Source organism: Paenibacillus cineris (assembly GCF_018333335.1).
In the GTDB taxonomy this organism is placed as follows: domain Bacteria; phylum Bacillota; class Bacilli; order Paenibacillales; family Paenibacillaceae; genus Paenibacillus_AQ; species Paenibacillus_AQ favisporus.
Window position 1 is genome coordinate 404,732 of the sequence record NZ_BORU01000001.1, and the last position, 12,595, is coordinate 417,326.

Here is a 12,595-nt window from a genome sequence, read left to right on the forward strand (position 1 = left end):
GAATCTGGGGAGTGATGAGGATGAAGCATACGGTACAGACGGTTCCCTACGGGTACGAGCCTCCGGTGCAGAAGCGTAAGGGCACGCTCATTTATTACGATACGTTTGAAGAGACCGATGAAGAAGGTCTGAATGAAGCGGAGTCGCTGGCCGGCGTGCTGTCCTTTTCCAAGCTGGTGCTGTATCCGCTGCATGAGGAGACGGTGCGGAGAATGACCAAGGAACCGGTCAGCCCGTATTACAAACGGGAGAAACGGCTGGAAGCCTGGAGGTCTGATGGACACGGGAAGACGGTCATCGAGAACTGGGAGGGGCGCCGGAAAAAATACACGCCGGTGGAAGCCGCCCTTCGCCATCTGACGGAGAAATATCCTGCGCCGCATTTTCTGCTGTTGACGCCGGATATGGCGAATCGGTTTGCGAGCTACAGCACCTTTGAGGAGTGGATCGTCAAGCTGAGGCTGCTGCTGACGGAGGAGCCGGAGGCGGTGCATCCAAAGCTTGAGCAGTACAGCCACCGCTGGGATACCGCTCAAGGAGCAGTCTCGAAGCAGCGCTGACCTGATAAGCTTCGGATCGATTCGATGTTTAACGAACTTTTCACGAGGCGCGGCTCCACAAAAGCTGAATACCGCCGCTAAGCGGCAGTCCGCCGGTGCATATGGACCCATCGATCATGGGAGGCGCCTGGCGGGCTGCCGACTTTTTTTCGGCCATGAACAAGCGTCCCTTAGTCATAACCTCCTTCAGCTGCCGGCAAGGCCTGATAGGCCTCTTTGGCGTTTACGATGGATTGAATGTAATTTCTTAATTCCAACAACGCAATTGCATCGTCGGACAGTTCGCAATTCCGGTCCGTCCACGAGAATGACTCCGTTTTACCATCAACGGTTACCGTCCACTCATCTTCATTGCTTGGCGACTTGGAGCAATTTCGGCTTGTAGCAAATTTCTTCGGTGCTATGATGTTTATTTCTCTCATTTTGCCGTAGATCCCCAGCATTTCAATGGGGGTAAACTTAAGCTGAGCCGTTGCCGTTCCTTTCGTAATTAAATCTTTCGTTACGGTCCCTTGAAAGGTGTTTATCTCATTTTTAGTGACATCGCCATAACCAAAACGGACAACGAAATTAAAATCATCCGGCATGTCTGCGGGCATACCATCCTCCTGATTTGCCATCTCTGCTGACGGTGCAGCGTTACCTTTATCCAAATCAGAATCCTGAGAGCACCCGGCCAGGAACGTCATAGCGATAAGCAGAGAAAACAATCCTCTTTTCATTGCACTCCCTCCCCATGTATCTTTTATGACGAGAACCGATCGGTAAGAGTTGCATCCCATGCTCCGCTTAAGCTTCAACCATCGCTGGCACATTCTGTTTTACCAACAAGAAGTGCACTCCCAACACGGGCAGAATCCCTTCACCACGGTTGCTCATTCCCGGAAACCCCGGTAAACTTAGAATTGGACTGAATCCAGTCATTCTCGAAAGTCATCATGTATCTATTCCTTAAAGTCAAAGGGTTGAGTTTAAAATGTGGCGCATCCTTGGAAACTGCTTGGGCCGCCGCTGAATTTGCATCGTTAGGAGTTCTTATTTATGAGTGTGGAAACCCCTTCTTTGGAACGGGCACAGGAAATGCTGCAAAAATATTACGGCTATCCCGACTTCCGGGAGGGCCAGAAACATATCGTATCCAGCCTCCTGAAGCATCAGGATACGCTGGGCATTATGCCGACGGGCGGGGGCAAGTCGATCTGTTACCAGATTCCGGCGCTGATGCTGCCGGGCCTGACCTTGGTCGTATCGCCGCTGATCTCCCTGATGAAGGATCAGGTCGATGCGCTGACGGCGATGGGCATCGCCGCTGCATACATCAACAGCACGCTGAGCGGCAAGGAAGTGAACGAGCGGATCCGCGCGGCCAAGCGGGGGGAACTGAAGCTCCTGTACGTGGCGCCGGAGCGGCTTGAGCTCGACTGGTTCCGCGACGAAATGGCCCAGCTGGAAATTTCCTGCGTGGCCGTCGACGAAGCCCACTGCGTGTCGCAGTGGGGGCATGACTTCCGGACGAGCTACCTGTCGGTAGCTCCGTTCGTGGAAGGGCTGCCTGAGCGGCCTATCCTGGCAGCGTTCACCGCAACGGCTACCCCGGAAGTGACCGAAGACATGGTCCGCCTGCTGAGGCTCCAGGAGCCGGAAGTGTTCGTCACCGGGCTCGGCCGGGACAATCTGGCCATGTCGGTGCTGCGCGGGGAGAACAAGCGCGATTTTGTCATGAGCTACGCTGAGGCGCATAACAGCCAGCCGGGGATTATTTACGCGGCGACGCGGAAGGACGTGGACGATTTGTACCAGCGTCTGAGCAGCGTGGGCTTGGCCGCAGGCCGCTATCATGCGGGGATGAGCGATGAAGAGCGCGCCGCCAGCCAGGAGGCATTTCTGTACGACGACATCCGGGTGATGGTTGCCACCAACGCGTTCGGAATGGGCATTGACAAATCCAACGTCCGGTACGTCATTCACTACAACATGCCGAAAAACATGGAGGCTTACGTCCAGGAGGCCGGACGCGCCGGCCGGGACGGCGAGCCGAGCCAATGTATTCTGCTGTTCAGTCCGCAGGATATTATTACGCAGAAGTTTCTGATCGAGCAGAACCCGCAGGAAACGGACCGCAAATCGAACGAGTACCGCAAGCTTCAGCAAATGGTCGATTACTGTTATACGACCCGCTGCCTGCGCAGCGCGATGCTGGACTATTTCGGCGAATCTCACGAGGACAAGCCCTGCGGGATCTGCAGCTCCTGTACGGATGATCGCGAGCTGGTCGATATGACGGTCGATGCGCAGAAAATTTTTTCCTGCGTCCACCGGATGCGCGAACGCTTTGGCGTATCGCTGGTGGCGGCGGTGCTGAAGGGCTCGAAGAATAAAAAGGTGCTGCAGTACGGCTTTGACAGCCTGTCCACTTACGGGACGATGGCGAACCGGACGGAGAAGGAAATTTCCGAGATCATTAACGTGCTCGCCTCAGAGGGGTATCTGGCGCTTTCGGAAGGCCAGTATCCGGTGCTGCGGCTGCAGCCGCTGGCGGCCGAAGTGCTGAAGGGCCAGCGGCAGGTGCTGCAGCGCACTGCGCGCCCGGCAGCGGCGCAAACGGGCGGCCGAAGCTCCCGCAGCCGCGACGTCTCGCCGTCGGCGGTCAACGAGACCGTGTTCGAGCAGCTGCGCCTGATCCGGCGCGAGCTCGCGGGCAAGGAGCATGTGCCGTCGTATATTATTTTCAACGATGCGACGCTGCGCGAGATGAGCGTGGTATGCCCGCAGACCGAAGATGAAATGCTGAATATTAAAGGCGTCGGCGAGGTGAAGTTCCGGAAGTACGGCAGACCGTTTCTTGATTTTTTCCAAAATCAGAGCGATGATGCCTACGCCGGCGGATATGATGAATAAGAAGAAGGTCGTGAACCGATGAAAGTCCTGTTATCCACCCTGAATGCCAAATACATCCATACCTGCCTGGCAATCCGCCTGCTCAAGGCATACAGCCAGCATGAGTTTGATATCGAGCTGGCCGAGTATACGATCAAAGATCCGGTCATGAACATCGTGTCCGACCTGTTTCAACGGAAACCCGACGTCATCGGGTTCTCCTGCTATATTTGGAATATCGAAGAGACGCTAAAAGTGATCGAGATCGTGAAGAAGGTCATGCCGGAAGTCACGATCGTGCTCGGCGGACCGGAAGTTTCCTATGACACCCAGTATTGGATGGAGCGGATGCCGGCGGTCGATTTCATCGTCATGGGCGACGGCGAAGAGACCTTCCACCATTTGCTGCAGGTGATCGAAGGAGACCGCAAGTTCCATTTTGTCTATGGCGTTGCTTACCGGAAAGGCGATGAAGTGATCATCAACCCGCCGCGGCCGAAGAGCGACCTCAATACGCTGCCCACGCCGCACCGTTTTCCCGAGGATATCCCGAATTTGGGGAAGCGGATCGTCTACTTCGAGACGAGCCGCGGCTGTCCGTTCCAGTGCCAGTTCTGCCTGTCCAGCATCGAGAACGGCGTCCGGTATTACGACATCGAGCGGGTGAAGTCCGATATTACGTATTTGATCGACCACGGCGCAAAGATCATCAAGTTTCTAGACCGCACGTTTAACATTAACCATCAGTATGCGCTGGAGATGTTTGATTTTCTCATTAAAAATAACCGCGGCTGCGTGTTCCAGTTCGAAATTACGGCAGACATCATGCGTCCCGAAGTGCTGCAATATCTTGCCGACAACGCGCCCCCGGGGATTTTCCGGTTCGAAATCGGCGTACAGTCGACGAACGATCCGACCAACGTCATCGTCAAGCGGCGGCAAAATTTCGAGAAGCTGTCCCGGACCGTCAGCATTATTAAAAACAGCGGCAAAATCGACCAGCATTTGGATCTGATCGCCGGTCTGCCGGAAGAAGATTATGAAACGTTCCGCAAGACGTTTAACGACGTGTTTGCCCTGGGACCGGAAGAACTGCAGCTCGGTTTTTTGAAAATGCTGCGGGGTACCGGTCTGCGCCGCGATGCCGGCAAGTACGATTACACGTACATGGATCAGGCGCCTTACGAAATTCTCGGCAGCCATAAGCTGCCATTTGCCGACATCGTCCGCCTTAAGCGGCTGGAGGATGTGCTGGAGAAATACTGGAACGCGCACCGGATGGATCATACGCTGAACTATCTCATGACCCATGAATTTCCGTCACCGTTCGACTTCTTCCAGGAATTCGGCGACTATTGGGAAGGGCAGGGCTGGCAGAAGATCGGCCATCAGCTCGAGGACCTGTTCACGCGTCTGGCCGCTTTCCTGAAGCAGCGGGAGACGAAGCGCATGGATGTGATTCTGGGGCTGATGAAGCTGGATTACTTCCTCAACCATAAGTACAAGCCGCGTAAAATATGGTGGGAGCAGCCGCTCGCCAAGGACGATTGGAGCAGCCTGATGCGAAAGGTTACGGAGCATCCGGAGCTCGTCTCGGGGAACTTCGCTTCCCTGGGCTTGTCCGAACGGGAGCTGCAAAAGCATGCAGTGCTTGAAGTGCTGCCGTTTGCGCTGGATGACTTGCTGGCCGGCAGAGACAACGGAGCGGGGGCTTCCGGGGGGACGGTGCTGATCGTGCTGTACCAACAGAACGAGAGCGAGCTGCCTGTATTCTATACGATGAGGCTGCAGCCGGCAGAGTTGCTGTAGTTGAACGCGTTGAGATCGGCAAATTTTGAGCTTCGATAATATGCAAAGAAAAGCCGCTGCACGGGGTTATGACCACCGTGCAGCGGCTTTTGTTCATTCAGGCCTTGAACCTGCGGGTATTTCTTCGAAGTAGGGAAAAGGCACTACACATGCCGCTCCAGCCAATCGAGCAGCTCGGTCATGACCTCGTCCCGGTTCATCTCGTTCAGCATTTCATGGCGTCCGTTCGGGTACAGCCTGCATTCCACGTCCTTGATGCCGATGCTGCGATAAATGTCCTCCAGCCGCCGGACGCCCTTGCCTTGTTCCCCGACCGGATCGAGTTCCCCGCTGAAGAGGTACACCGGCTTATCCCGGGGAATGCCGTCATAGCTGCCGGGATTTTGAATATCCTGCAGCAGGCTGAAGAAGTCGTAGAAGAATGAGGTCGTGCAAATGGCTCCGCAGTACGGATCTTCAATGTATTTATCGACTTCCTTCGGATCCCGGGAGAGCCAGTCAAACCGCGTCCGGGTCGGGGCAAAGCTGCGGTTGTAGCTGCCGAAGACCATTGCGTTCAGCAGGACGCTGCGGTGCGACTCCCCCTGGAGTGCGCCCTGCAGCCTGGCGACCGCTTTGCCGGCGTTCAGCATGCTCCGCGGGCCGTTCGTGCCGGACAGAACAAAGCCGGTATACGGTCCGCCGTCCGTCTCCATCACCCGCTGCACGAGGAACGACCCCATGCTGTGCCCCATCAAAAAATGGGGAATATCCGGGTGCCGGTCACGAACGATGCCGCCGAGCTGCTGAATGTCCTGGAGCATATGCCGGAAGCCGTCCTTGCCGGTATGGCCGAGCCGCTCCACATTGCCGGCGGTCAAGCCGTGCCCGCGCTGGTCGTGGGCATATACGGCATAGCGGAACCGCGTCAGCAGCGCGGCGAGCCGTTTGTAGCGTTCGGCCGTTTCGCACATGCCGTGGGTGATCTGCAGGACGGCCTTCACTCCAGCCGGCTCGTCGGGAAGCCAGGCATAGACATGGATCTGCGTACCCAGCGGATCCGTCATCGTAAACGTTTGTTCCCGCAATGGAGGTCACTCCTTCATTCTTTCGTGAATGACAGATGAATCAGAAGAAATGCCCCGTGCCTTATAGGCTTAAGGCAGGTAGGAACGGAGAACGGTAGCATTTCCTTTTAGCTCATATTGACCGAGATTAGCCGGAAGCAGGAAGCACTGGCCGGCTTTGTAGTCCTGCGAGCCGCCGTCCCAGGCGATGGAGCCGCTGCCGTCACATACGACCAAGATGGTGAAGCTGTCCGGCGTGGTGGAGAGGCTCCAGGATCCGTCCACGATTCCTTTTTCCACGATGAAATAAGGGGACTTCGCCAGCTGCAGCCATTCGCCCGCAGCACTGCCGGCGGTCTTCATCGTGGTGGCCCCGGATCCTTCGTAGGCGATGACGTTCAGCGAATCTTCAATGTGCAGCTCGCGCGGCTTGCCGTCCAATCCCGGACGGTTGTAGTCGTAGAGGCGGTATGTCGTATCGGAGTTCTGCTGGATTTCCGCTACCACTACACCGGCGCACAGCGCATGCACCGTGCCGGCAGGGATATAGAACGTGTCTCCGGCTTCGACGGAAACTTCCTGCAGGCTGTCCATGACGGTTCCGTTCTCGAGCGCTTCCTTCATCACCTCGCGTGTAACGCCTTCCTTAAGGCCGTAGATGATTTTGGCGTCCGGCTTGGCGTCCAGCACGTACCACATTTCCGTCTTGCCGAGCTCGCCTTTCGGCAGCCCCTCATAGTCGTCGGTCGGATGCACTTGGACCGACAGGTCGTCATTGCAGTCCAGCAGCTTGATCAGGAGCGGGAATCGGCCGTTTTTCTCGGAAAATCCCTTGGCGCCGAACCATTCCTTGCCGAATTGTTCGCGGACCTGATCCAGGCCTTGGCCTTTCAGCTCCCCGTTAATCACGGAAGTCGTGCCGTTCGGATGATCGGCGATCATCCAGCCCTCGCCGATATGGCCCTCCGGAATCTGCAGCCCGAACTGTTCGAGCGCCCGGCCTCCCCATACGCGTTCTTTAAACTCCGGCTGAAATAATAATGGATAAGGTTGTGTCATGTCTTCATCGTTCCTTTCTTGGGTTCGTGTGATCGGTTGGGATAAACCGCTACTATGTAAAACAATACCTTGGGCCGGGCGGATCCCCTTTGTACGGAATCAATCCGGATGAAGAGGGCGCCGGGCCCCGGGCACAACGGTTTCAAAGTGTTTCAGCCATGCCGCACCGCCTGGTGGGGCGGAAGTTCGCGGCACGAGCCGCATAAGCGGCCGGCGCGCTATTTTTTCTCCAGCGCAATGACATAAGGGGCATCCGCGCGCTGCAGCTGCCTGTATATGACGGCTTGGGCCGACGACTGGGGCAGGGCGGTGGCCCAAGCGGTTACCGCCTGGGCCTCCAGATCGCCGCCGGCATGACCCGGATACAGCACGGCCGTCATAATGCCCCGCCGTCTCAGCAGGGACAAGCCGGCTTCCAGCGCTTCAATCGTGCTGTCCGGCGTGGTGATGACGGCTTTGTCCGCCTCCTCGGCAGGCAGGTAGCCGAGGTTGAACATCACCGCTCCGACCCGGCCGTGCACGCCCTCCGGCAGCGCCTCCCGCATCGCGGCATGGCTCTGCAGGTACAGCGTCACCGGGGCGATCCGCTCCGGTGCTTCCTGCGCCAGCCGTTGCCGGGTCAGGGTCAGCGCGTGCTCCTGCACGTCAAAGCCGTAGACGTGCCCCTTGGGACCGGCCGTCTTGGCCAGAAAGAGCGTATCGGCCCCTGTACCGATCGTGGCATCCACGGCAATATCCCCGGGACTCAGACGCTCGGCGATTTGTTTGTGGGCAAAGCTAAGAACGGAAAGAAACCCCATGCTATACTTTCCTCCAATACTTACCCTGCCAGCTGTCCCGTGCCTCGAGCTCGGCGTCGATGCCGTTCAGCACTTCCCATTTCTCCTGAGACCACATTGGGCCGATCAGCAGCTTCCGCGGGGCGTCACCCGTCAGGCGATGAACGATCATTTCGGGCGGCAGAAATTCAAGCGTGTCCGCGACCAGCTTAATATATTCATCTTGTTCCAGGAAGCGGAGCAGATCCGCTTCGTACTGCCTGACCATCGGCGTACCCTTCATCAGGTGAAGCAGATGGATTTTGATGCCTTGAACGTCCATGTTCGCCACGGCGCGCCCGGTCTCCAGCATCATTTCGTGGGTTTCCTGCGGCAGGCCGTAAATGATATGCGCGCATACCCGGATGCCATGCCTCCGCAGCTTCTCCACGGCGTCGATGAAGCACTGGGTGTCATGCGCGCGGTTGATCAGATCGGATGTCTCCTGGTGAATGGTCTGCAGCCCCATTTCGACCCACAGATAGGTCCGCTCGTTCAGCTCGGCCAAATACTCGATCACATCGTCCGGCAGGCAGTCCGGCCGCGTGGCGATGGACAAGCCGACAACGCCCGGCTGTTCCAAAATGACTTCATAGTACTCGCGAAGCACATCGACGGGGGCGTACGTGTTGGTATAGGCCTGGAAATAACCGATATATCGGGCGTGCGGCCACTTCTCATGCTGTTTGTCCCGGATGCTGTTAAACTGGGTGATCAGGTCGTCGCGCCGGCTGCCGGCAAAGTCGCCCGAGCCCCGGGCGCTGCAGAAGGTGCAGCCGCCCCTTGCGATTGAACCGTCGCGGTTGGGGCAGGTGAATCCGGCATCCAGCATGACCTTGAACACTTTATCGTTAAACTGTTCCCGCATCTCGTAATTCCACGTATGGAATCTTTTATCGCCCCACAGCAGGGGAGAAGAAAGGGTTGGGCTGTTCATGGATGGTACTCCTTTATTGTGCATTGCGGCTTACGCTTGCTCTATTGTAACAAAAATCAGGCCTAAAGGGTATGAGGAGGCCCGTGGGAAACGCTGAGATTTACGGGCTTTTCTCCCCTTGGATTTTGAGCCGTTATTTCATATAGAGCTTCTCCATGAATCGGGGCGAAATACCCGGATATTTCAGGTTCATAGACTGCAAAAAAATGTTTCAAAAACAGCGCCGCTATGCCGCTAATCAGGCGAATATTCCATTGATAAAACTTACATGAAGTGTTATATTTTAATTAGCGTCAGCATCCCGGTTTCGGGGTAAATATTTTATAGAATTCATAAAAGCGTGACGTCATGGCCAACATATTAACCGTGAGGTGATAATGATGAATTCTTCAACTGCTGAGACACAAGGTAAAGGCAAGATTTCTGTAGAGCTGACTCCTGATGAGGCGCTTGCCCTGACAGGCGTAGAATTTAACGGCAATCCGGAAGTGAAAGCGGCTGCCCGCCGCAAAATTCGCAACGCCTTCGAAAAGACATTTGATTTTCAGCATCAAGATGCGGTAGACTATCAACAATGAAACCGTTGGACCCCAATTCCAAATAGATAATGGAAAAGAATTCCGAATACCTCGTGTTCGCATGAGAGAGACCGGGATTCTTTTTCTTTTGGGGCGAGTCAAGCTTTGCCTCTTTACATTTCGGCTTAAGTTCGGCACAATATTGCAGTAGCCGCAAGTGCCGCGGCAGGACGGAAGTATAACTAGCGGAGGTATGAGATGCGTTTACGCGGAAGAAAAGGAATCCGGGAAAGTCTGGAAGAACAGCAGGGCTTCGTCGTTCTGGACCCCCGGTCGTATAAAGGAAAATGGTCATCGCTCTTTGGCAACGACCGGCCGATCTACGTGGAGTTTGGCATGGGCAAAGGACAGTTTATCAGCCAGATGAGCTATCGCAACCCGGACATTAATTTTATAGGCATCGATATGTATGATGAACTGATTCGCCGGGCCAGCGAGAAAGCTAAGATCGCCTGGGCCGAACGGGAGGTCGAATATCCGCCGAATCTGCGGCTGGCGCTGGCCAATGTCGAATATGCGGAGGAAGTGTTTGCGCCGGGAGAACTTGAGCGGATTTTCCTGAATTTCAGCGATCCTTGGCCGAAGGCGAGACATGCCCGCCGCCGTTTGACACATCCCCGTTTCCTCGACAAATACTGCGGTCTGCTCAACGATAACGGCGAAATTCATCTGAAGACCGACTCGCAGACGCTGTTTGAATTTTCGCTGAATTCCTTTGCGGATTACGGTCTGCAGATGACGAATATCTCGCTGAATCTGCACCGCGAGGGACCGAACGAAGAGCATGTCATGACCGAGTATGAGACTAAATTTGTAGGTCAGGGCATCAACATTCACCGCTGTGAGGTGGTTGTGGGCAAGGAAGCGCTGAGCAGGTATCAGCAACAGCGGCTGGACAAATACGGACTGCGGCCGGACAAGCCGGGGCAGCCGGAAGAGGCCTCCAGCGAGCAACCATAAATACAAAATAAGGTGCCTTCCCTCAGGAAGGCACCTTATTTGATTCCAGCATGTCGATGATGCTCTGGGCGCTTTGCATCGGCCGGTAGCGGTCAATGCTCTTCAGCTGCTCTTCGCGGCGCTGCTGGATCGAATCGTATTCGTGAATCAATTTGTTCATCCACTTCGTGATGACCTCCAGAGAGGAGATCGGCTCTCCAAGGCCCTGGGCGGTGAAGTACTGGCAGTTCTCTTCTTCCTGTCCGGGAAGCGGGTGATGGAAGAGCATCGGGATGCCCTTGGCCAAACCTTCCGTGCAGGTCATGCCGCCAGGCTTCGTCACGAGCAGATCGGAGACCTCCATCAGTTTATCGACCTCGGGGGTAAACCCGATCAGCCGGATGTTGGGATGGTTGTAGCTCGGATCCTGTTCGAGCTTGCGGAGGACCTTCTCGTTGTTGCCGAGGCAGAACACGATTTGAATCTCGTCCCTCCAGCGGGTCAGGTAATTGTTGATGACTTCGTCATTCATAATGCCCCATCCGCCGCCCATGACCATCACCGTGGGCATGTTCTTCAGCCCGAACTTCTCCCGGATTTCTTCCTTGACCGGATGCTCCCAGAAGTTCGGATGCACCGGAATACCGGTGACCTCGATTTTGGATGCGGCGACGCCCTGCTCCAGCATCTTCGATTTCACTTCCTGGGTAGAGACCAGGTAGCGGTCCACTTCCGGGCTGATCCAGGTGCCGTGGGCATCGTAATCCGTGATAACCGTGCACAGCGGAATGTTCGAACCGAGCCGTTTCAAGCGGGAAATGACCGCGCTTGGAATCGGATGCGTGCAGACGACGATGTCGGGCCGCAGCTGATTGACGATATTTTTGGTATGTGTATAAAAAATGCGGTGAAGCGCTAATGTCGTAAACCGGTTCAGTGACTTTTTATACTGGTGCCTGTACATCATTCCAACCAGCCTCGGCTGCGAAAGAACGGTCTTCTTGTAGGCGGTAATAATGAGCGGTGCGACCTTGGGATTCAGGAAGCTTCCGAGCTCAAGCACTTTGGTTTGCACACTCGGCGACAGCTTGCGCAGACTGCTTGAGAGTGCGTAAGCAGCTCGAGTATGTCCCGCACCGAAGCCTTCAGATAATAACAATACTCTTTTTTTCATCACTCTCAATTCACCTGTTCCTGCATGTTTTTCCTTATACCCACCATATCGACTTTAGGGCCACAATGCAACTGTTGCTGTAGCTACGGAAGTACCAATTACTGCTCCCGCGAGCACATCGGATGGGTAATGAAGTCCCAAATACATCCGGGAAAATCCGACCACGAGGCTTAAAGCCAAAAAAAGTGCGGTCCACTCAGGATGCCCGATCATCATAGGAACTGCCAAGGAAAATGCTGCCGTCGTATGCCCGGATGGAAACGAATGGTCCACCAGCGGCTTGCGAAAGGTGCGGGTTCCCGGCAGGGCGAGATGCGGCCTGACCCGGGGATACATTTTCTTGGCTGCCGCCACCGGAATGTGGCTGACGGCCAGAGCGACGGCGGCCTGGGCGCCTTGGGTGCTCCATGACGGCGGGGCCAGGCCCCAGCACAGGAGGCAGGCACAGATCGTAAACGTAGCCCCTCCGAGATGCGTCAAATAATACAGCCAAAAATTGAAAAAACGATTATGAAGACGTCCGTTGATCCATTGGAAAAGACGCCGGTCCCATAATTGAAGTTTCTTGAACAAACGTCTCATTCCATCCCTCCGTGTACAGCCAATCTTCTATGAAATAATGGCAGATCATGGACAACTCATGCGATGTTTTTCTAAATTTTATCATATTTCCGAAGGGAGCAGAAACTATAACTTCGTAAGTCCCCTTCTTATAATATATAACCCAATACCGGGTCGTTATTTGACACCACCCGTGAACTTTGTCGGGAATCGGCCGATCTTGTCCAAAGCCATTTT

General features: G+C 55.3%; 13 protein-coding genes. 5 read left to right on the plus strand and 8 right to left on the minus strand.

Translation table 11 applies throughout. The features are described from left to right. Positions 1-20 precede the first annotated feature (20 nt). A complete protein-coding gene (locus KI379_RS02310; RefSeq protein WP_145136345.1) occupies positions 21-560 on the plus strand; it encodes a hypothetical protein in 540 nt (179 codons plus the stop codon). Between the two features lie 40 nt (positions 561-600). Here KI379_RS02310 and KI379_RS02315 read toward each other — a convergent pair whose 3' ends face one another. Next, positions 601-738, minus strand: coding sequence for a hypothetical protein (locus KI379_RS02315; protein WP_212982677.1), 138 nt, complete (start codon positions 736-738; stop codon positions 601-603). Then, a complete protein-coding gene (locus tag KI379_RS02320; protein WP_212982678.1) occupies positions 731-1,282 on the minus strand; it encodes a hypothetical protein in 552 nt (183 codons plus the stop codon). The genes KI379_RS02315 and KI379_RS02320 overlap by 8 nt, the downstream gene beginning before the upstream one ends. A gap of 319 nt (positions 1,283-1,601) precedes the next feature. On the opposite strand from KI379_RS02320, the gene recQ reads away from it, so the two are divergent. Both recQ and KI379_RS02330 read left to right on the plus strand, forming a co-directional pair. Beyond that, positions 1,602-3,458, plus strand: coding sequence for a DNA helicase RecQ (gene recQ / locus KI379_RS02325; protein WP_145136342.1), 1,857 nt, complete (start codon positions 1,602-1,604; stop codon positions 3,456-3,458). 18 nt (positions 3,459-3,476) lie between these two features. After that, positions 3,477-5,246: a B12-binding domain-containing radical SAM protein gene (locus KI379_RS02330; protein ID WP_212982679.1), complete on the plus strand. Its 1,770-nt coding sequence runs from the start codon at positions 3,477-3,479 to the stop codon at positions 5,244-5,246. Between the two features lie 143 nt (positions 5,247-5,389). Here KI379_RS02330 and KI379_RS02335 read toward each other — a convergent pair whose 3' ends face one another. The 4 genes from KI379_RS02335 to KI379_RS02350 form a co-directional block, all read right to left on the minus strand. Beyond that, positions 5,390-6,313, minus strand: coding sequence for an alpha/beta fold hydrolase (locus KI379_RS02335; RefSeq protein WP_208629367.1), 924 nt, complete (start codon positions 6,311-6,313; stop codon positions 5,390-5,392). Between the two features lie 69 nt (positions 6,314-6,382). Then, positions 6,383-7,351: a type I phosphomannose isomerase catalytic subunit gene (locus KI379_RS02340; RefSeq protein WP_089545703.1), complete on the minus strand. Its 969-nt coding sequence runs from the start codon at positions 7,349-7,351 to the stop codon at positions 6,383-6,385. A 218-nt stretch (positions 7,352-7,569) separates the two neighbouring features. Continuing rightward, positions 7,570-8,151, minus strand: coding sequence for a tRNA (mnm(5)s(2)U34)-methyltransferase (locus KI379_RS02345; RefSeq protein ID WP_212982680.1), 582 nt, complete (start codon positions 8,149-8,151; stop codon positions 7,570-7,572). 1 nt (position 8,152) lies between these two features. Continuing rightward, positions 8,153-9,106, minus strand: coding sequence for a TIGR01212 family radical SAM protein (locus KI379_RS02350; RefSeq protein ID WP_076173252.1), 954 nt, complete (start codon positions 9,104-9,106; stop codon positions 8,153-8,155). Between the two features lie 380 nt (positions 9,107-9,486). On the opposite strand from KI379_RS02350, the gene KI379_RS02355 reads away from it, so the two are divergent. Next, positions 9,487-9,684: a hypothetical protein gene (locus tag KI379_RS02355; RefSeq protein WP_076173251.1), complete on the plus strand. Its 198-nt coding sequence runs from the start codon at positions 9,487-9,489 to the stop codon at positions 9,682-9,684. 198 nt (positions 9,685-9,882) lie between these two features. Beyond that, on the plus strand, positions 9,883-10,644 hold the full coding sequence (gene trmB, locus KI379_RS02360) for a tRNA (guanosine(46)-N7)-methyltransferase TrmB (protein WP_212982681.1): 762 nt from the start codon (positions 9,883-9,885) through the stop codon (positions 10,642-10,644). Between the two features lie 22 nt (positions 10,645-10,666). On the opposite strand, the gene KI379_RS02365 is transcribed toward trmB, so the two are convergent. Next, positions 10,667-11,800 (minus strand): MGDG synthase family glycosyltransferase, encoded by a 1,134-nt coding sequence (locus KI379_RS02365; RefSeq protein ID WP_076173249.1) that lies wholly within the window; start codon positions 11,798-11,800, stop codon positions 10,667-10,669. Positions 11,801-11,851: 51 nt separating this feature from the next. Then, the gene (locus KI379_RS02370) at positions 11,852-12,379 is read right to left on the minus strand and encodes a phosphatase PAP2 family protein (protein ID WP_076173248.1); all 528 of its coding nucleotides are present in this window, start codon (positions 12,377-12,379) and stop codon (positions 11,852-11,854) included. Positions 12,380-12,595 lie beyond the last annotated feature (216 nt).